The 21,665-nt window shown below is 43.1% G+C and carries 18 protein-coding genes; 1 reads left to right on the top strand and 17 read right to left on the bottom strand.

Translation table 11 applies throughout. The features are described 5' to 3' along the window. Positions 1–17: 17 nt before the first annotated feature. From ftsA to mraZ, 13 genes are all read right to left on the bottom strand, one after another. The gene (gene ftsA, locus ACRWQL_RS11305; RefSeq protein ID WP_226412745.1) at positions 18–1,253 is read right to left on the bottom strand and encodes a cell division protein FtsA; all 1,236 of its coding nucleotides are present in this window, start codon (positions 1,251–1,253) and stop codon (positions 18–20) included. Then, complete coding sequence (locus ACRWQL_RS11300; protein WP_434927444.1) at positions 1,250–2,020, bottom strand: cell division protein FtsQ/DivIB; 771 nt, start codon at positions 2,018–2,020, stop codon at positions 1,250–1,252. Before ACRWQL_RS11300 ends, ftsA begins: the two co-directional genes overlap by 4 nt. Before the next feature lie 132 nt (positions 2,021–2,152). Beyond that, complete coding sequence (gene murC / locus ACRWQL_RS11295; RefSeq protein WP_434939345.1) at positions 2,153–3,598, bottom strand: UDP-N-acetylmuramate--L-alanine ligase; 1,446 nt, start codon at positions 3,596–3,598, stop codon at positions 2,153–2,155. 1 nt (position 3,599) lies between these two features. Beyond that, complete coding sequence (gene murG / locus ACRWQL_RS11290) at positions 3,600–4,664, bottom strand: undecaprenyldiphospho-muramoylpentapeptide beta-N-acetylglucosaminyltransferase (RefSeq protein ID WP_434953368.1); 1,065 nt, start codon at positions 4,662–4,664, stop codon at positions 3,600–3,602. A 62-nt stretch (positions 4,665–4,726) separates the two neighbouring features. Beyond that, complete coding sequence (gene ftsW / locus ACRWQL_RS11285) at positions 4,727–5,938, bottom strand: cell division protein FtsW (RefSeq protein WP_434927446.1); 1,212 nt, start codon at positions 5,936–5,938, stop codon at positions 4,727–4,729. After that, entirely contained in the window at positions 5,928–7,247 is a 1,320-nt protein-coding gene (gene murD / locus ACRWQL_RS11280; RefSeq protein WP_434950027.1) for a UDP-N-acetylmuramoyl-L-alanine--D-glutamate ligase, read from the bottom strand. Before murD ends, ftsW begins: the two co-directional genes overlap by 11 nt. A 6-nt stretch (positions 7,248–7,253) precedes the next feature. Beyond that, positions 7,254–8,336, bottom strand: coding sequence for a phospho-N-acetylmuramoyl-pentapeptide-transferase (mraY, locus tag ACRWQL_RS11275; protein ID WP_434950025.1), 1,083 nt, complete (start codon positions 8,334–8,336; stop codon positions 7,254–7,256). Then, a complete protein-coding gene (locus ACRWQL_RS11270; protein WP_434950024.1) occupies positions 8,337–9,710 on the bottom strand; it encodes a UDP-N-acetylmuramoyl-tripeptide--D-alanyl-D-alanine ligase in 1,374 nt (457 codons plus the stop codon). After that, complete coding sequence (murE, locus tag ACRWQL_RS11265; RefSeq protein WP_434950022.1) at positions 9,707–11,236, bottom strand: UDP-N-acetylmuramoyl-L-alanyl-D-glutamate--2,6-diaminopimelate ligase; 1,530 nt, start codon at positions 11,234–11,236, stop codon at positions 9,707–9,709. Before murE ends, ACRWQL_RS11270 begins: the two co-directional genes overlap by 4 nt. Next, positions 11,233–12,969 carry a penicillin-binding transpeptidase domain-containing protein gene (locus ACRWQL_RS11260; protein ID WP_434927450.1) on the bottom strand — a complete coding sequence of 579 codons (1,737 nt, stop codon included), beginning with the start codon at positions 12,967–12,969 and terminating at the stop codon, positions 11,233–11,235. Before ACRWQL_RS11260 ends, murE begins: the two co-directional genes overlap by 4 nt. Before the next feature lie 11 nt (positions 12,970–12,980). Further along, entirely contained in the window at positions 12,981–13,295 is a 315-nt protein-coding gene (gene ftsL, locus ACRWQL_RS11255) for a cell division protein FtsL (protein ID WP_434927451.1), read from the bottom strand. Between the two features lie 11 nt (positions 13,296–13,306). Beyond that, positions 13,307–14,248, bottom strand: coding sequence for a 16S rRNA (cytosine(1402)-N(4))-methyltransferase RsmH (gene rsmH, locus ACRWQL_RS11250; RefSeq protein ID WP_434950020.1), 942 nt, complete (start codon positions 14,246–14,248; stop codon positions 13,307–13,309). A gap of 21 nt (positions 14,249–14,269) precedes the next feature. Beyond that, positions 14,270–14,728 carry a division/cell wall cluster transcriptional repressor MraZ gene (gene mraZ / locus ACRWQL_RS11245; protein WP_434927453.1) on the bottom strand — a complete coding sequence of 153 codons (459 nt, stop codon included), beginning with the start codon at positions 14,726–14,728 and terminating at the stop codon, positions 14,270–14,272. Positions 14,729–15,434: 706 nt separating this feature from the next. On the opposite strand from mraZ, the gene ACRWQL_RS11240 reads away from it, so the two are divergent. Further along, positions 15,435–15,737, top strand: a complete 303-nt coding sequence (locus ACRWQL_RS11240) for a hypothetical protein (RefSeq protein ID WP_434930985.1) — start codon at positions 15,435–15,437, stop codon at positions 15,735–15,737. 112 nt (positions 15,738–15,849) lie between these two features. Here the strand turns inward: ACRWQL_RS11240 and glpK are convergent, their stop codons facing one another. From glpK to glnA, 4 genes are all read right to left on the bottom strand, one after another. Next, a complete protein-coding gene (glpK, locus tag ACRWQL_RS11235) occupies positions 15,850–17,343 on the bottom strand; it encodes a glycerol kinase GlpK (protein WP_434950018.1) in 1,494 nt (497 codons plus the stop codon). Positions 17,344–17,418: 75 nt separating this feature from the next. Beyond that, a complete protein-coding gene (locus ACRWQL_RS11230; RefSeq protein ID WP_434930982.1) occupies positions 17,419–17,847 on the bottom strand; it encodes a nuclear transport factor 2 family protein in 429 nt (142 codons plus the stop codon). 70 nt (positions 17,848–17,917) lie between these two features. After that, positions 17,918–19,270: an outer membrane protein transport protein gene (locus ACRWQL_RS11225; protein WP_434950016.1), complete on the bottom strand. Its 1,353-nt coding sequence runs from the start codon at positions 19,268–19,270 to the stop codon at positions 17,918–17,920. Between the two features lie 654 nt (positions 19,271–19,924). Further along, positions 19,925–21,334, bottom strand: coding sequence for a glutamate--ammonia ligase (gene glnA / locus ACRWQL_RS11220; protein ID WP_434927458.1), 1,410 nt, complete (start codon positions 21,332–21,334; stop codon positions 19,925–19,927). Positions 21,335–21,665: the final 331 nt, after the last annotated feature.

The raw sequence follows: 21,665 nt of genomic DNA, 5'->3' as shown, positions 1-21,665 counted from the left end.
CCGTTTGTCTGCGTTATTTAAAATTCACCCTTAAACCAGCTTTTTACCCGATTTAAAAAGCTAGTTACCCCTTGGCGTTCAGGACGTTCGAACTGACGTTCTATAAGCCTTCTTGCCCCATAGTGAAGCAACCCTATCCCTGTTGAGTAAATTGGTTGGTCCACGTATTCATATAATCCTTTAACAGGCAATGGCGATGCAACTCGCACTGGCATACCGAAAGTCGCTTCGGCAATGTCTACCACGCCTGTTATGGAAGATGTTCCACCAGTTAGTACTATACCTGCGGCAATTTGATCTTCTAAGCCGCTATCTTGTAATTGCTTAAGTACTAACTCGAATAATTCTTGGTACCTTGGCTCAACAACTTCTGCCAGAGTATGACGTGACATGCTGCGCGAAGGTCTTCCACCGACAGATGGCACCTCAATACTGTCTTCACGGCTTACCATTGAGCTTCTTGCGCTGGCAAACTGCACTTTAATTTGTTCAGCGTGGGTTAACGGTGTGCGAAATATTTTAGCAATATCACTGGTTACTTGATTACCTGCTACTGGCACAACCGCGCAATGGCGTAATGCGCCATTGGTATAAACCGCAATATCGGTTGTTCCGCCACCGATATCGACAATACACACACCTAAATCTTTTTCATCATTGGTCAATACAGAGTCTGCGGATGCAATACCTGAGAAAACCAAGTCATCCACTTTTAAACCGCAACGTTCAACACTTTTTGTGATGTTTTTAGCCATGTCATTTGCACATGTCACAATATGAGCTTTCGCTTCCATCCGCATGCCAGACATACCTATTGGGCTTTTTATACCGTCTTGCACGTCAATTGAATATTCTTGTGGCAACACATGCAAAATACGACGCTCGGTGGGAATTTTAACCGAACGTGCGGTATGAATGACGTTGTCGACATCTTCTTGGGTCACTTCTTCGTCGTTAATCGACACCATGCCGTTTTCATTCTGACACGCGATATGTTTACCTGAAATGCTTAAATAAACAGAAGACACCTGGCAGTCAGCCATTAATTCAGCTTGATCTAATGCCCTTTGAACACTGCGTACGATTGAGTCGAGATCATTCACACCGCCTTTGTCCATGCCACGAGAAGGATGATTACCTAAACCAATAACACTAATTTCGCCATCCGGCAGTACTTCACCTATTATGACAGCGACCTTTGATGTTCCGATATCTAACCCTACGATAAGGTTTCTTTCCTGATTTTTGGTCATTTATTCTCAGTTCTCTTATTGGTCTCATCCCAGCCCACAGCAAAACCTGTGTCATAACGTAAATCAACTCTGGCGACGGGTCTTTCACTTTGCACTAGTGTCGGGTAGACATTAATAAAACGCTGTATTCGAGACATTTTATCCTCACGCCCTAGCTCTATTTGTATGCCGTTAGCCAATTCAGCTTGCCATGCATGGCGTGGGCTTAATCGCAGACTGGCTAATTTAAATCCATTAATCTGAAGTAAGTCATCTAATTGCCTAAAGCTTATAAGTACTTCTTCGGCCATATCATCAGGACCTGACAACTTAGGTAAATCAACTAGGTCCAATTCTGCCAAAGCATTAAACACTTCACCGTTAACATTTAGCCAAGCATCACCGTTCCAGTGCGCCACGGCTTGTTGCTCTTGCAAATTAACCTTAAATTTTGCAGGCCACTCGCGCCTAACAGACGCATGATAAACCCACGGTAGGCTTTCTAATGCCCTCTGTATATCTAATACGTCTGCGTTAAAAAAACTACTTTTCATCATTGATTGCAACGCCACCTGGATTTCTTCGTCCGAGGTATAATGGCGCTCGCCTTTAATGGCAATTGCTTCTATCGGAAGGGCATCAGCATCATTAAGTAACTCATGAAGCTTCATGCCACTCCATGTAATTGTTGCCAACACACTGAGCAAAAACATCAAACCAAAATACAAATACCAATTAACGTGTTTTAGTTTTTGTTTTAACTGGCGTCCTTTCTTGCTCCATGACACCGATAATCACTCCCGAAAACTGCTGATACGATCCTGCAACAAACCGGCCATTATATAGTGCTTAATGGCTGTATAAAAGCACGATTTTTCAACTGCATAGCTGTACAAAAACCGTTCAGTTTTATTTTAACATCATGCTGGCTTAAAACCCAGTTCACTGCTTGCTAACTCACGTGATAACGCACCAATATTACCCGCACCTTGAGTTAGTAATAAGTCTCCGTCTTGTAATACATCAGGTAATACACTTGCGAGTTGATCAGGCCCAGAGATAAATATCGGGTCAACCTGCCCGCGCACGCGAATTGAACGACACAATGCTCGGCCATCAGCACCCGGTATCGGATTTTCGCCAGCGGCATAAACATCAAGTAACAGTAAACAATCGACTTGCGATAGTACCTCGACAAAGTCTTCGTATAGATCGCGAGTACGGCTATAACGATGTGGCTGGTAAGCCATCACTAATCGTTTATCAGGCCAACCTGCACGTGCCGCTTTAATGGTTGCAAGTACTTCGCTTGGGTGATGCCCATAATCATCCACTAACATGACCTTGCCATTTGGGGTCTCAAACTCACCTAAATGCTGGAATCTACGGCCAATACCTTCAAACTCTGCTAATGCTTTGACGATAGAAGCATCATCAATCTCATCTTCACTGGCCACTGCAATAGCCGCTAAAGAGTTAAGCACGTTGTGTGCTCCGGGTAAGTTCAACACGATATCTAAATCGGGTCTGTCTTTTCTGTGCGCAGTAAAACGAGATTGATGCCCTTGCTGAACAAAATTACTTGCCCTGACGTCGGCATCTTCACTAAAGCCATAGGTGACTACTTGACGACCCACTCGCGGTAAAATCTCTTGAATAACCGGGTCATCAATACACATTACCGCGACACCGTAAAATGGCAAATTATGTAAAAAATCCACAAATGTGGTTTTAAGTACTTCAAAGTCGCCGCCATAAGTGTCCATATGATCAGCTTCAATATTGGTTACGACACTGACCATTGGCTGTAAATGCAAGAAGCTGGCATCACTTTCATCTGCTTCAGCAATCAAATATCGGCTTGTACCTAAACGTGCATTGGTACCTGCACTGTTTAATAGTCCGCCAATAACAAAAGTGGGATCGCGCTTAGCTTCACCATAAACACTGGCAATTAAACTGGTTGTGGTGGTTTTACCATGTGTACCAGCAATGGCTACACCATGACGATAACGCATCAGTTCAGCTAACATTTCTGCTCGACGCACGATTGGCGTACGATTTTCCTGTGCGGCTAGAATTTCAGGATTCTGCTTATCAATAGCCGTTGAGACGACCACAACATCCACATCAACAACATTGTTAGCCTGATGGCCAATAATAATTTTTGCTCCTAAACGCGCTAAGCGTTCGGTGACATTATTTACCGCAATGTCCGAGCCACTGATTTGATAGCCTTCATTGACTAACACTTCCGCAATACCACCCATGCCAGCACCACCTATGCCAACAAAATGAATTCGCTTGATCCGTCTCATTTCTGGGATCATGCTACGAAGCTGTGCGTACTTTTCTGTCTTTGTCATTTCAACCCTTTTTCGCTACCGCGGCGCATATAGCTGCAACTCTTTGAGTGGCATCTAACACGGCTACGCCCCGTGCTTTTAGCCCCATTTGGAGCAATACTTGTCTATTACTGGCAAATAGCTGCAATTTTTCAGCAAGCAATTTTGCATTCAATTCTGTTTGCGGTAATAAAAAACCCGCCTTTGCATCCACTAACACTGCTGCGTTTTTAGTTTGATGGTCATCTACAGCATGTGGATAAGGCACTAATATACTCGGTAAACCTACAGCGGCTAGCTCTGATACCGTTAATGCACCAGATCGACACACAACCACATCAGCCCATCGGTATGCCGCTTCCATATCATCAATAAACTCAGCCACATTCACTTTATCAAGCTGGTTTAGTTGCTGATAAGCGGCTTTAACTGAATCTAGGTTATTTTTACCCACTTGATGCCAAACAGTTATCGAATGCTGTGTCGCTAACTGAGCAACCGCATCAGGTAAGGTTTCATTAAGCGCCTTAGCACCTAAGCTTCCCCCTACAACAAGCACTTTTAATGCGTCTTCATTAAGGGGTTTCTCTAGCCCACCGAGTAACACCAACTCTTGTCTGATGGGGTTACCCACCACTTCAACATTTTTAACATCGCTCGAAAACGTGTTGTTAAAAGCGCACAATACTTTGGTGGCAATTTTTGACAGTAATTTGTTCGTCAAACCTGGAATGGCATTTTGCTCATGCAGCACTACCGGAACGCCAGCCAACTTAGCTGCTATGCCACCAGGTCCACTGGCAAAACCGCCCATACCTAACACCACATTGGGCTTAAAATCGTCTATCACTGCTTTGGCTTGAATAATAGAGCGTATCACTTTAAACGGTGCAGCTAATTTACGCAGCAAGCCATTACCGCGCACGCCTTTAATATCGATAAACTCAATATCAAAACCATGTTGTGGCACTAAGCGTGCTTCCATACGGTCTGCAGTGCCTAACCATCGAACCTGCCAGCCGCTGGCGGCTAAATGCTTAGCCACGGCTAACGCGGGAAAAACATGACCGCCGGTACCACCTGCCATCACTAATAATCTTGGAGAGTGGCTATAAGCAACTGCACTATTATTGTTATTTGTATCTGTCACTATTTAGCCCTCCCTTGTACTGCTTGAATCAAACTGACACGCCTTTCATGATCAATCCTGACTAACAACATTACCGCAGCGGTCATTACCCACAAGCTACTACCACCATAACTAATAAAGGGTAATGTCAGCCCTTTTGTTGGCAACATGCCAATACTTGCACCGACATTAACAACAGTTTGAAAGCAAATCCAAATACCCACGCCATACGCTACATAGCTTTCAAACGGTCGTTGCATTTGCAAACACAGGTTACCCAATCTAATAGCGCGCAGTGCAATAAAAAACATTACTATTAGCACTGCAATAATGCCCATAAAGCCTAGTTCTTCACCAATGACCGCAAAAATAAAGTCGGTGTGCGCCTCAGGTAAGTAAGCTAACTTTTGAATACTATTACCTAAGCCTTGGCCAAACCAATCCCCCCGACCATAAGCCATTAACGATTGAGTTAACTGATAACCGCTGCCAAATGGGTCTTCCCACGGGTCCATAAACGACGTCACCCGTCGCATTCGGTATGGCTCAAATAATACCAGTAACACAAAGGTGGCGATTCCGAGTAATATCAACACCATAAAGTCAGTTATTCGGGCTCCAGCTAAAAATAATAAACTGACGGTACAAACGAATAATACCACTACTGTGCCTAGGTCGGGTTGCAGTAGAATTAACACCGCAAACAACACATAAACACCAATAGGCTTATAAAAGCCTTTGCGGTTTTCCCTTAATTCACCATGTCGACGAACTAGGTAACCCGCCATATAAACAATAAAAACAAACTTTGCCAGTTCAGCGACTTGAATACGCACAGGTCCAATGGCTAACCAACGCCTTGCACCATTAACCGATGTTCCCACCACCAATACGGCAAATAGCATAACTAACACGCCTATCATTAGCATGCCGCTATTTTTTTCCCAGTGACTCACCTCAACTTTCAACACCGCAAACGCAATGACAATGCAGCCAACAAGATAAAAAATATGCCGATATATAAAGTGAAACGGATTCCCCGTTAACTTCTCTGCCTCTGGCATAGAAGCTGACATTACCATGACAAAACCAAAACACATCAGACCAATAATAGCCGCTAAAAATGTGCGATCATAAAGCTCCACGCCAGCGCTATTATCATCAAGCAATGAAGGCCAAATTCCTTTCAGCCCTTGTTTGAACAAGCTTAATCGCTGCTCATTACTGGCCATCTAGTTGTTCCACACATTGCTTAAAATCGTCGCCACGCGCCATAAAGTTGCGATACATATCTAAACTGGCGCACGCAGGTGACAGTAATACAATATCACCTGAAAAAGCTATTTTTGCAGCGGTATCAACCGCTTCTTTCATGGTGTTTACGCTAATACTATTACTTTTGAGCTTAGCGATTTTCGCGCCGTCTTTACCAAGAGTAATGACCTTTGCCACATGCTCTAATGCTGGAATTAAGGGGTTAAAATCAGCCCCTTTACCATCACCACCTGCAATTAAAAACACCTCACCTAAATGGGTATTTAATCCTTGCAACGCTGCAACCGTTGCACCAACATTGGTGGCTTTAGAATCATTGATATACGTCACACCGTCTACAACCGCCACAAGCTCACAACGATGGCTTAGGCCCTTAAAGCGACTAGCAACTTGAATAGCAAAAGCTTTATCGACTGAGCAGGCATCAACCAATGCCATTGCTGCCAGTAAATTTGCGTGGTTATGCGACCCAATTAAGGTGACATCATTCAAATTCATGATCTCACTGTCACCGTGGAAGATTTTACCGTCGCTTAATCCCCATTCGTCCCCTTCAGGCACCCCTAAACCGAATGTATTTTGATTCATGGGTTCAAAGGGAAAAGTCAGCTCATCATCACGGTTGTACATCACAAACTTACTTTGTGGGTACAGATTCAACTTAGCTTCCCGGTAGCTGGCAATGCTGCAATAACGATCCATATGATCTTCGCTAATATTTAAGCAAGTCGCTGCAATACAGTTTAACGAAAAGGTTGTTTCAAGCTGAAAGCTAGATAACTCCAATACATAGTATTCAACATCCAGAGCCAATAAATCTAATGCTGGAATACCAATATTACCGCCCATGGCGACTTTTTTTCCTGCTGCAACCAAGATGTCGTTCACCAGGGTTGTTACGGTAGACTTACCATTAGATCCTGTAATACCGATCACGCAAGGTTTTCTATCGGCAATGGCTCGGGCAAATAGTTCTACATCACCAATAACCTCAATACCCATGTCACGCGCAGCTCTAATCTCAGGTGTATCAATTGAGATACCTGGACTGATAATTAATTGACTTGCTTGAACTAAATATCGGCAATCAAAACCACCTGCCATCAATTCAACATCAGTAAACTCTTTTGCTAGCACATCTTCGCCTGGTGGGTGACGACGGCTATCCATTACCAAAGGTTTAATTCCCTGCGAAACTAAATAACGCACGACCGAAAGCCCTGTGGCTCCAAGCCCTAACACTATGTGCGTATAATTGGATTGCATAATAATTTACCTTAACTTCAAGGTCGCAAGACCCAGTAACACAAGGAACAGTGAAATAATCCAAAAACGGACAATTACGCGCGGCTCTGGCCAGCCCTTTAATTCATAGTGGTGGTGTATAGGCGCCATACGGAAAATACGCTGCCCGCGAAGCTTGTAAGAGCCCACCTGTAAAATCACTGAAACGGTTTCCATCACAAATACGCCGCCCATAATGACCAATAAAATCTCTTGGCGAACCAATACTGCAATAGTGCCTAAAGCAGCACCGAGTGCGAGTGAGCCCACATCGCCCATGAAAACTTGTGCAGGATAGGTGTTAAACCACAAAAAACCTAAACCAGCGCCAACAATTGCGGTACATACAATCACTAACTCACCGGCCTCTGGCAAATGAGGGATATGCAAATAGCTAGCAAACTGGGCATGACCTGACAGATAAGCAACCAGCGCAAATGCGCCTGCTACCATTACCGTAGGCATAATCGCTAAACCATCTAAACCATCGGTTAAATTAACCGCATTACTGGCACCCACTATGGTGAAGTAAGTTAAAAAGATAAACAGGATGCCAAGCTGTGGCATGACATCTTTAAAAAAGGGCACGACTAACTGAGTCTCTCCGGGTATTGACGCTGAACTATATAAGTAAAAAGCGACAATTAACGCCGCTATAGACTGCGAAGCATATTTCCAGCGAGCGATAAGTCCTTTAGAGTTTTTCTTAACCACTTTTAAGTAGTCATCAAGAAAGCCTATCGCGCCAAAAGCACCTAACACAAACAACATTACCAACACGTATCGACTGGATAAGTCACCCCAGAGTAATACGCTAATAAAAATACCCGCTAGGATCAGTAATCCGCCCATGGTTGGGGTGCCGCGTTTACTAAAGTGTGATTCAGGGCCGTCATTACGCACAACTTGACCAATTTGCAATAACTGCAAACGCTCAATCAATTTTGGTCCCCACCACAAACTAAACACTAATGCGGTCAACAGCCCTAAAATAGCTCTAAAAGTCACATAAGAAAAAACGTTAAACCCACTGTAAAACTGGGTTAAATACTCGGCCAGATAAACCAGCATCTACACTAACTCCCCGCGCCCAAAGGCATCTACTAATATATCGACCACACGTTCCATCGCTGCGCTTCGAGAACCTTTAACTAATATTGTCGCCTCACCTGGCAACTGATTTAATTGTGCTATTAACATCTGACCTAATTCACTGACATCTAGAAAATGTTGACTACCAAAAGCACGACTTGCGTGTGCAGATAAACTGCCACAACAATACAGCGCGTCAATATTAGCCATTTTAGCCTGCTGGCCGAGCTGTTCGTGCAAAGGGGCAGCATTGTCGCCTAATTCGCCCAAATCTCCCAGCACTAAACAACGGTGATGTTGACGTTGTTGCAACCAGTTAATCGCAGCACTGACTGAACTAGGGTTGGCATTATAACTATCATCTACCACTAAAAAACGCCCCAATGCTTTCGGCATCATGCGCCCTTTTACTGGTTGCAATAAACTCAACCCTGAGGCCACCATCGATAAATCTAGCCCTAGAGCTAAACATATAGACGCAGAAGCCAGTGCATTACTGACCTGATGGATACCCGCCAACGGCAATTGCACCTCAACCGCTTGCGAGGCATATTCGAGTGAAAAATGATAACAACCTTGGGCACTGGCAACTAATTTAGTAGCTCGCACATCAGCGGTAACATCTAACTCCCGAGAAAAGCGCAGCTGCTTAAACGCCGCCGTTTTAATTGCCATAAAATCAGCAAACTGATCATCGGCATTAATCACGGCAGTACCGTCTGGTAACAAATGATTAAATATTTCAGATTTAGCCTGTGCAATGCCTTCTATCGAGCCAAAACCCTCAAGGTGTGCACTGCCGATATTGTTGACTAAGGCAACTTGCGGCTCAACTAGGCTACTGGTGTAGTTAATCTCACCTTTATGGTTCGCACCTAATTCAAATACACCATACTGATCACCTGGTGATAATCGCAACAGGGTAAGTGGGACACCAATATCGTTGTTAAAATTACCTGCGGTGAATAACACCTGAAATTGCTGAGATAAAATGGTTGCGACCATTTCTTTAACGCTGGTTTTACCGTTTGAGCCGGTTAACGCCACGGCTATCGGTGCCACTTGCTGTCGCACTAACTGACCTAATTGGCCTAAAGCTTTGTGAGTATTACTGACGACAACTTGAGGGATATTCAGCGGCAACTCTCGTTCAACTAATAACGCTGTAGCGCCATTTTCTAAAGCCTTAGCTGCAAATTCATGAGCATCAAATCGTTCACCTTTGAGCGCGATAAATAGACTGTCATGATCAAATTCACGGCTGTCAGTACTGACGGCCTTGATAGTGATATTCTCACCAATCAACTGACCATTTAAAGTCTGTGCTATTTGACTTAATGAAAGCGAAATCATATTGAAGCCTCCATTAACTGCATGGCCAATGCGCGTTCATCATAATTCAATCGTTTTCCTGCCACTTCTTGATAAGTTTCATGACCTTTGCCCGCCAATAAAATAATGTCATCCGGCTTCGCTTGCGCCACAACTTGCTTGATTGCGCTGATCCGATCGATATTAGACAGTGCTTGTGCGGGTGAAGCTAACCCCGCTAATACATCATCAATAATATTTTGCGGATTTTCACTACGCGCATTGTCGCTGGTGACCATAACGCGATCAGCAAATTGTTCTGCGGCCTGCGCCATTAAAGGACGCTTGCCTTTATCACGGTCGCCACCACAGCCAAAAACACACCACAACTGACCTGCACAATGAACGCGAAGCGCTTTTAATGCCTGCTCGATAGCATCTGGAGTATGGGCATAATCAACCACTAATGTTGCTTTACCATCGCATGCAAAACGCTCCATTCGGCCTGCAACTGGTTTAATTTGTGGTAACACATTAAGTATGTCGGCCATTTCAATACCCTGTAACGATAAAGCTGAAATAGCGGCTAATACATTTGCAAGGTTAAAATGTCCAAGTAGCGGTGAGATTAATTTTGCGCTCAATTTATCCTTGCCATCGGCTGAAGGATAAATCAATGTTGCATTAACACCCTGATCATTAAATACCGTGTCTTGGCAGTAAAAGTCTGCTTTGCTACTCGTTAAGCTAAAGGAGTATAACTGCAGCTTGCTAGCATTGCCGTTAAGTAAGTCAGCTGTGGATAATCCATCTTTTTGTAATTCACTTAACCATTGCTTACCCACGGCATCATCTAAATTAATCACCCCATTGGATAATGATGCAAATTGAAATAAGCGTTTTTTTGCTGCGGCATAGGCATCCATATCACCATGATAATCAAGATGATCGCGACTTAAATTGGTAAATACTGCGGTATTGAATGGCACCGCTTCAATCCGCCCTTGCACTAAACCGTGGCTTGATACTTCCATGGCACACACGTTCGCGCCCTGCTGTTCAAATTGAGCTAATTGCTGCATCACGGTAATCGCATCAGCTGTGGTATTGCCACTGTCAACGAGCTCGCCCCATAATCCATTGCCAAGAGTCCCCATTACAGCCGCTTTTTGACCTAATAAACTCACTATTTGCGCAATAATCTGGCTGACTGAGGTTTTACCATTCGTGCCAGTAATGCCTATTACTTTAAGCTTATTTGAGACACTATAGTATTGAGCTGCTACAGCTGACAGCTGTCTTGTCAATTGGCAGAAATGAATAATAGGCACGCTATTAATCAACTCGACGTGTTCATGTCGAGCGGGATCGTCTGTGTGCGCAAGTACCGCTACTGCGCCGTTTTCAATCGCAGCGTTAATATACTTTCGCCCATCAACTTGATAACCAGGCAAGGCAACAAACACTTTACCCTCATCTATCTGACGACTATCTAGGGTTAAGCTATAAAAAGTTTCAGCCCCGGCATAATGAAACCAGGGCGCGAGTAAATCTTTGAGTAACATCATCCCGCGCTCCTTGGCGCAGCCGCAAGCTTTATCGCATCGCGTTCAGAAATAGGTTCGACATTGAGCATTTGCAGGGCACCGGACATTATCTTGGCAAAAGCAGGGCCGGCCACATCGCCGCCATAATACTTATCACCTTTGGGTTCATTTATGACCACAGATATAGCCAGTCTTGGGGTATGCACAGGCGCTACACCGGCAAATATTGCTACATAATCATCACCATAGCCTCCAGCTACCGCCTTACGACTGGTGCCTGTTTTACCCGCTATAGGATAACCATCAATATGGGCCTTAGTCGCTGTACCACCGGTTTCAGTCACGCCGACCAACATTTGCATGACATCTTTAGCAACTTGCTCAGATAATACTTGCTGGCCTTTAGGTGGCTCTTTCAACTTTAAAATAGATACCGGAAACAATACGCCTCCACTACCTAGGGTGGCATACATGCGGGCAAGTTGAAGCGGCGTGGCGGTAAAACCATAACCAAATGATAATGTCGCGCGTTCAAAATCAGACCAACGGCGGCGATCATGAATTAATCCTGCACTTTCACCCGTTAAGTTAATACCTGAATAATTGCCAAGTCCCATAGATTGATAAGTACCAAGCAATTGTTGAACTGGCATAGATAAGGCGAGTTTACTGATACCTACGTTAGATGATTTGACCAGTATTTTTGCCAGCGACATATCACCATAGTTGTTTGAATCACGTACCTGACGACCACCAATCCGCATCCAACCTGGCGATGTTGAAATCAGATCATCAGACTTTACGGTTCCAGCCTCTAAAGCCGCCGCCACAACAAAGGGTTTAACGGTAGATCCAGGTTCAAAAGTATCTGTTAATGCGCGATTACGCATTCGGTGTGCTTGCAAATTATCGCGAGCATTGGGGTTATATGATGGCGTATTGACCATAGCTAGCACTTCGCCAGTAAGCACATCAATCACCACCACAGAACCTGAAGTTGCTTGATAGGTTTCAGTAGCCCGCTTTAATTCTCGATATGCCAATTGTTGAATGCGTTGATCAATACTCAAGACGATGTCGTTAGAGTTTTCACCCTCTTGCACCATATCAAGACGTTCAACTACGCTACCGTCACGAGATTTACGTACTTTTTGCTTTGACGGTGTCCCTGTTAACCAGGTGTTATAGGTATTTTCAATACCCTCAATGCCAACATCATCAATATTGGTGATACCAATTAACTGAGCAGCAATTTCTCCGGCGGGATAGTAGCGACGTGATTCTGATTTCAGGTAGATACCGCCAATTTTTAATTGCTCAATATAATCAGCAACCGCAGGGGTAACTTGACGCTTTAGATAGACAAACCGTTTTTTTGGATCGCGCTTTACTTTCTCAACCAATTTATCCACAGGCTCTTGCAGTACATCGGCTAATGCTTGCCAACGGCGCATATCAACAAAGGCTTTTTGATCGTATGCGTGTTTAGGGTCGGCCCATACCGCTCTGACAGGTACGCTGACGGCAAGCATGTCACCATGTCGGTCGGTAATTAAGCCTCTTTGTACCTGGTTACTGGTCGTTCGTAGGGTACGCATATCACTTTCGTGACGCAGTTTATCCGGTTCAATAATTTGAATGTAGGCTGCACGGGCAATCAAACTGACAAATAACAGCATGACAAATCCCACCACAACGTATAGACGCCATGGGATCAATTCAGGATTTTGTTTACGCTTTGCTTGTCTGGACATATTCCCTATGCTCACTGTGCCCGTATCACCACTTCTTCTTTGGGAAGTGGTCTAGACATGTTTAAGTCTTTTGTTGCAATGCGGGTAACACGGCTGTGTTCCGACTGCGACTGCTCTTCTAACAATAAATTTCGCCACTCAATATCAAGACGATCTTGTTCTTGTAATAATTCGTCCCATTGCGATGTCAGCTTGCGACTCACATGGCTGGTATACACCACGGCTACGGCATTTATCATCACGATAATCGTCGCCAGCACCACCCATTTATGGTGCCATATATCTTGTAAAACGATACGGGGAAGATTGAGTGGAGGCTGGCTCAAAATCTTCTACCTTAGTAAGGCAAACGCTCGGCCACACGAAGCACTGAGCTACGCGAGCGAGGGTTTTGTTCAATCTCTTCATCCGATGGTTTTAATGCTTTACTCATTGGCTTCAATTTGCGCGACTTATTTATTTGATCTTCAGTGATAGGTAGACCATACGGCACACTTTCACCTTGACTGTGACGACGAATAAAACGTTTCACCATGCGATCTTCTAATGAATGAAAGCTAATGACTGATAAGCGTCCTTCAGGCGCTAACACTTTTAAAGAACCTTCAAGTGCCTGGTCAATTTGCTCTAACTCACTATTGATATAAATACGAATTGCTTGAAACACACGTGTCGCAGGATGCTTGTTGCGTTCTTTATTTTTAGTGATACGTGCAATCAATTCAGCTAAATCTTTAGTACGTAAAAAGGGTTTTTCGTCCCTGTCAGCAGCAATGCAACGGGCAATGTGACGAGAATTTTTTTCTTCGCCATAGGTTTTAAATACCCACGCCATATCTTCAATTTCAGCACGGGCAATCCATTGCGCTGCCGTTTCGCCCTGGCTATTGTCCATGCGCATATCTAATGGACCGTCGCGTAAAAAACTAAAGCCACGATCAGCATCATCAAGTTGTGGCGATGACACGCCTAAATCCAGTAGTACACCATTAATCTTGCCAACTAGCCCTAAGTCTTCAATGTAATCGGCCATCTGACCAAATCCACCGTGGACAATTTGAAAGCGAGGATCGTCAGCAAACGCTTTAGCAGCTTCAATTGCTTGCGGGTCTCGGTCAATGGCAATTAAACGTCCATTAGGACCTAAGTGACTCAGTACATGTCGTGAGTGTCCGCCACGTCCAAATGTGCCATCGATATAGATGCCATTAGGCTCAATATTAAGACCCTCTACAGTCTCTTTTAATAACACGCTTAAGTGAGCAAACTCTTGACTCATTTGGGTCTTCTTTTCATCACATTACAGGGTAAATTGACTCAACCTTGGATGGCTGGCCAAATTCTGGTTGCTGATCAGCTCATGGTTTTGCTCCATTTGCAGCTGCCAAGCCCCTTCTTCCCATAATTCAAATTTATTTAATAAGCCAACTAACATGGTTTTTTTATCCAAATTAGCAAAGCTTCTGAGTATTGGCGGCACAACAATGCGGCCATGGCTGTCTAGTTCACATTCTTGGGCATATCCCAATAATTTGCGTTTCAACGAGCGCTCTGTGGGGTCAATGTCAGAAAGTAGTAACAATTTAGTTTCCATGAGTTCCCACTCATGTAAGGGATAAATCAGCAAGCAAGGAGAGTTAATATCAACGGTCAATACAAGCATGCCATCGTGCGCATTACGTAACGCATCGCGGAATCTCGCTGGCATAGCGATCCGTCCTTTTGCGTCCATATTGATTGCACTTGCACCTCGAAACACCTTTAGAAAGTCCTTGTTGTTTTAATTTGATCCACAATGATCCACTTCTTCCCACAAATGCTAAGTTTAGGGATACAACACAAGTGTTGTCAAGGGATGTGAACATATATTAAATCCAGACGCCAAGCGGGTTAGCAGGGAATTTTTAGCTGGGGAATAAAAACAATAGATAAAGCGAATAATAACCACGAAAAATATGAGTTAATGAATAAAACCAGATACATATCGGCGGTTATTTCAGCAACTTTTATCTTACCTAATGTTAACAAATCAAACTATATCGTACGATTAATAGGACAAATCACCTGTAAACGCTATGATTTACCCTTAACAACACGCCATATTAAATATCATTTTTAATTAAACTTAATCCATCTGGTGTAAATAAATCGCCATCAAGCATAAAAAGCATACAATTTATGTTGCTGATAATTGATGACAAGAGAACTTAGCAGACATTTGGTTAGTAGAATGTAATGCAGGCTGGATGATTTGTACTACAGCATTGCTAAAGCATTTTTTAGATCATTTGATAGAATAAATGAATATTTGATTAAAATATCGCCCACACAGGCCGATATAAGGTAAATAATAATGCAATCTTACGGTAACAGCGCCTAAAAGATGGCATTGAAATAAATGAAGTCAATAGCCCTATTATTACTCACATGGGATGTCAGTGATCATACACGACAAGGAGGCAAACATGAGTTTAGACAGCATATATGCCATGCTTAGCAAACCCGTACAATTTATTACCCAGCGAAGACGCATTGTCGATCGTGTAAGTGCGTCGACTCCCTCGAGTGAGGTCGCACCTGATAGTTATGAGGAGCCACAGGCTGAGCTTCCCTCATCCCATAACGAACGTGTACACAATACCCAAGCTAAGCAGAAATCGAAAGTAGAATATGAACTAGGCACTGGCGACTATATTACTGATGATGACGCGCCTTTAAGTGAGCCTAAAAGTAAACATAAGACCAAGCATATAGATCTTGAAGTATAGCGGCGTCATTGACACCAAAAAGGTTTACTGCAGACACTAAAAAGGTTTACTGCAGACACTAAAAAGCTGTCTCAACCTTATATTCAATATCCAAATCTGTTACTGGATTAATTTATACCTCTTGCGTACTGACTTGCTTGACCGCTTTAAGCCAACCTTGATATAAGGTTTCACGGGTAGCGTTATCCATTTGCGCACTAAAAATACGATCGGTTGCCAATATAGACTGTAATTCTTGCGTCGATTTCCATACCCCCACAGCAAGCCCGGCTAAAAATGCTGCTCCCATCGCGGTGGTTTCAGTCACCTTAGGTCTTAATACATTCACATCAGTTATATCTGCTTGAAACTGCATTAAAAAGTCATTGGCGACTGCGCCACCATCTACTCGAATTTGGGTGAGTGGCACACCAGAATCTTTACTCATGGCATCGAGCAAATCTCGCGACTGATAAGCAATTGACTCTAGTGCAGCACGAATAATATGACTACGATTAGCACCACGGGTTAATCCCACTATTGCCCCACGAGCATCAGCGTCCCAGTAAGGTGCACCTAAACCAACAAATGCTGGCACCACATAAACCCCGTTGGTATCACTCACCTTATCGGCATAATATTGTGTATCGCAGGCATCTTGAATCAGGCCTAACTCATCACGTAGCCATTGAATAATCGCTCCGCCCATAAAAACCGACCCCTCTAACGCAAAACAGGCCTGACCTTTATCGCCAATAGCCACAGTGGTCAATAACCCATGGGTAGATTCAACGGCTTTATCACCAGTGTTCATCAATAAAAAGCAACCTGTACCATAGGTATTTTTCACCATGCCCGGCTCTAAGCAAAGTTGGCCAAACAAAGCCGACTGTTGATCGCCCGCCATCCCTGCGACAGGAATGCCCTGGCCACCGGCTAACTCAGTGTGGCCATAAACTTCACAGGAGGATTTTACTTCAGGTAATAAAGCGCGCGGTATTTGAAATAGACTTAATAGCTCTTCATCCCATTGCTGAGTATGAATATTATACAGCATAGTTCTGGACGCATTAGTCGGTTCGGTGACATGAACTTCGCCTTGGGTTAATTTCCATACCAACCAGGTATCAACAGTACCAAATAGTAAATCGCCTGCTTCAGCTTGCGCACGCGCGCCCTCAACATTATCTAAAATCCACTTAATTTTTGAAGCTGAAAAATAAGGGTCTAATACTAAACCGGTTTTTTGCCGAATAAGCTTTTCTGCGCCTTGCGCTTTTAATTGCTGGCAAATACTTTGGCTGCGCCGACACTGCCACACAATTGCATTATAAATAGGTTTTCCGGTGTGCTTATTCCATATAATAGTGGTTTCACGTTGATTGGTAATGCCGATAGCGGCAACCTCATGACGACTAATACCTGCACGCGTTAACACTTCCACTAATGAAGAGCTTTGTGACGACCAAATCTCCATTGGATCATGTTCCACCCAGCCTGCCTGTGGATAATGCTGACTAAATTCTCGCTGCGAAATAGCCACAATGTCGGCTTGATGATTAAACACAATCGCTCTAGAACTGGTGGTTCCTTGATCTAAAGCAATAATGTATTTTTTAGCTTTCATGTGACGCTCTCTTATTCATTTACATTACTAATGAGTTATTAATCTCAGCTCAGGATGATAAACGCTGACCACGACTTACTGAGGATCATCACACTGATGTGCCTTGTAATACCAAACCGCTGCAATTCTTTGTTCTTCAAATAGATATACGCCGATACTGCATTTAGATACCCACTTACCTTCTTTTTGCCAGGAAACCTGTTCAACCGTACTAACAAAATCACCTGTGTCAATCGACTTAATTACTCGAGAGTGCGCCCGGCTAGAGTCTGAGAAATAATCTTTCATTGATTTAACTAATTCGTCTCTTGTGGTTGTTTGATTATTAATTCCTGCACGTGTTACATCAAACCACAGCGCCTCTTTGGTCACCATTTTGCCCATTAATTCTGGATCACGTAAATTAAATGCCTCAACAAATTGGCTCACTAGTTGGCTTTTATCGTTAGCTTGAACAGAAAAGCTTGCGACTAAGGCTATTGCGACCATCATAAATTTAATCATTCTTGTTTCCTTATTCACACAAAAAAGCCCCGCTATGCGAGGCTATTAAAAAGCGGCTCAAAAATGCGGATTACATTTTGTAGCTTAATTGAACTCCCGCAAGCCACACGTCACCGTTAGCTTCGCCATCAAAATTCACTAAAGCCAATCCAGCCAGATTTTGCTGTTCATTAATCGGCGCGTCACCATACATACGAATATAGGTTACCGCAAAATCAACGGTAAGATTTTTGCTAGCTTGATAACCTGCTCCCATACTAAACCATAAACGGTCAGTATCTGGAATAGTTGTAGTACGATATTGATCTTCAACAGCCGTTTTATCTAATGCCAAGCCTGCACGCACTAACCAATCATTATTAAGCTGATAAGTACCACCAAGGGCATAACGCCAATTATCCTTGAAATTTTCGTCTTTTACTAAGTCAGATTCAACGCCACTCACTGGCTTTTGCTCACCAGGGAAATATGCCACTAATTGATCAAATACACTCCATTGAGTCCAATTGACACTTGCATGCATCGCAAATTTCTCAGTAAGCTGGTTATAAGAAGCTAATTCAGCAAATGCAGGCGTCTCGATCGGAAGATAACCTTCAATTGATAAATCTTGACCACCATCATAAAGCAAGCCAGACGCGTGACCATCTAACTCAAGTTCAACGCCGCTGTGATAAGCCAAACCTAAACGATGATCAGCGTTTATCTGCCAGCTAGCACCCAGTTTCCACCCCAAGGCTATATCATCACCTTCCATTGCTTTTAACGTAATACCAGAATCTGGTAAACGTGCTGCAACGGCTGCGGGCAATGCTGGATTAGATTTAATCGCCCCAACCCAAGCAGGCGTAGTTGCGCTGATACTACCTTCACCATAAACCACACGTAGACCGCCACCTACTGAAAATTGCTCATTGATTTTATAAGCAATGTTAGGATTAAACTCTACCGTTGTAATCGCGGTTTTATTACCAAAAATTGCCGCAGCATGTGTAGTATCAATTTCAGTGGCTAGGCCATAGTTTGAGTTTACCGTTAATCCCCAGGTCCATTCGTCAGTTAACTGGTTAGAATAATAAAAATTAGGCACTAGTGCGTCACCGGCTACATCATGTGCACTGGCTGGCACATGCATAGCTTGAGCGCCCAATAAAGGAGAGGTAATCGCAATGTCACCCGTCACATCAATATTAGGCATGACATAAATGCCACCTGCTGACAGTTGACGCCCGGTCAGATACGTTAACATTGCCGGATTACGTGATTGCGCAGACGCGTTATCGGCCATTGCCGCTTCACCTGCAAATGCACGACCTAAGCCGGTTGATGAATATTCTGCTAACTGAAAACCTGCAGCTTGAGCTTGTGAAGTCGTGCCAAAGACAATAGCTGATATTGCCAAAGTGATTATTGTTTTTTTCATTATCATTCTCTTAGTTATTGTATTTAACCTCAGCTCAGGATAACAAATGCATATCAAACAGCTCTTTGCACCGCTAACTGTGTTTAATTTACTTGCAATAGGCTAGCTGTTGACGCGTTAGTTCGCCTTATTACCAGCGCAAAGCTCAAGTTTGAGAGTAAACATCTGAATTTAAATATTTAAATCCCGCTTATTCATTCCTTAACCCAAGTTGAGGTTATTTATATCTGCCTTTAACCCAAAATCACTTTTAGAGTAATTGCTCGGCATTTATACGGCGCAAGTTTACGGATCTAAAACGCCATTGCAACCGCAAGCGTACAAATGCTGGATCACAAAATGATTGATATTACTGATAACTTGCTCACAAGTTATTCAATAAACAAAAGGATATCAACGAAGTGTTGGCTGAATAGTTATAGCCAAATAACATGTAATTTAATTATTTATATATATCAATAACTAATGATAAAAAAATTGGTTAATTCTAACGCACACGAGTTAGCTGAATTTAAAACAGAAATTCGCAAAGCATGAGTTAAAACAGAATGAGAAAGGTTGTAAATAATTGTAAAAATAACTTAATAAAAAGCCCCGCAATCTATGCGAGGCTTTTTTTATCACTTAACCGCTAACAAAGTTAGCGCGTTAATATTATAGGCTGTAGTACATTTCAAACTCTAATGGATGAGTAGTACGGGCTACACGCTCAGCTTCTGCAGTCTTCAAAGTGATATAAGACTGGATGAAATCTTCACTGAATACGCCACCTTTAGTTAAAAACTCATGGTCAGCTTTCAAGTTTTCAAGCGCGTTTTCTAAAGAAGTTGCAACTTGTGGGATCTCAGCAGCTTCTTCAGGCGGTAAGTCATACAGGTCTTTGTCCATGGCATCGCCAGGGTGGATCTTGTTTTGTATCCCATCAAGACCTGCCATTAATAATGCCGCAAAACCTAAATATGGGTTTGCATGTGGATCAGGGAAACGTGCTTCGATACGACGACCCTTAGGGCTTGGCACTACTGGAATACGAATAGATGCACTACGGTTACGCGCAGAGTAAGCTAACATAACAGGCGCTTCGAAATGTGGTACTAAACGCTTATAAGAGTTAGTGCTTGGGTTAGTGAATGCGTTCAATGCACGAGCGTGCTTGATAATACCACCAATGTAGTAAAGCGCTAATTCACTTAAACCAGCATACTTATCGCCAGCAAATAAGTTGACACCGTCTTTAGCTAAAGATTGGTGTACGTGCATACCGCTGCCATTGTCACCTACGATAGGCTTAGGCATAAAGGTCGCTGTTTTGCCATAAGCATGCGCCATGTTATGAACAACATACTTAAGAATTTGGATTTCATCCGCTTTCTTAGTCAAAGTGTTGAAACGTGTTGCAATTTCGTTTTGGCCCGCTGTCGCCACTTCATGGTGATGTGCTTCTACAACTTGACCCATTTCTTCAAGTACTAAACACATTGCAGAACGTAAGTCTTGTGAAGAATCAACTGGCGCAACTGGAAAATAACCACCTTTCACCATTGGACGGTGACCTGTGTTGCCATCAGCGTATTCTTTACCAGAGTTCCATGCAGCTTCTTTCGCATCAATCTTCACGAAACAACCTGACATATCAGTACCAAAACGAACGTCATCAAATAAGAAGAACTCAGGCTCAGGACCAATCAATACTGTATCAGCAATACCGGTAGAAATTAGATACGCTTCTGCTTTTTTAGCGATAGAGCGTGGGTCACGGTCGTAACCAGTCATAGTACCAGGTTCTAAAATGTCACAACGGATAAGTGCTGTTGTTTCTTCGGTGAAAGGGTCTAAAACAAAAGTAGTTGGATCAGGCATTAATACCATGTCTGATTCATTGATGCCTTTCCAGCCTGCGATTGAAGAACCGTCAAACATTTTACCGTCTTCAAAAAACTCTTCATTTACTTGATGAGATGGAATAGAAACGTGCTGTTCTTTACCTTTAGTATCGGTAAAGCGTAAGTCAACAAACTTAACTTCTAACTCTTTAAGTTGCTTTAATACTGATTCAACTGACATTCTCAAGCCTCCGGTAGGGTCAAGGGTATTCCCTTCTAATATTTAATATTACTGTTCACCAAGTTTTATTGACTCAGCAAACTAATGTAAAACAATGATGTCCACATGATGACGTTTACTTAGCTATTATCATGCCAGATATATAAGCATCTGATTTATATAAATTTGATATTTTTAGATTTTCTCAAAAAACAAAGTCTGCACCAAATAGATCCATTCTACGCACCATAACAGTGCACAACACCAGAGTGGTGCACGCCAGTTTGATTATATAGAGACTGAAACCCAAAAAGTGCGTACAGATAACAATTTACTGAACAAAATAGCGAAA

Source organism: Shewanella sp. HL-SH4 (assembly GCF_051164845.1).
GTDB lineage: Bacteria > Pseudomonadota > Gammaproteobacteria > Enterobacterales > Shewanellaceae > Shewanella > Shewanella glacialimarina.
Note: the sequence above shows the minus strand (reverse complement) of the source record. Positions and strands in the feature narration are given on the sequence as shown.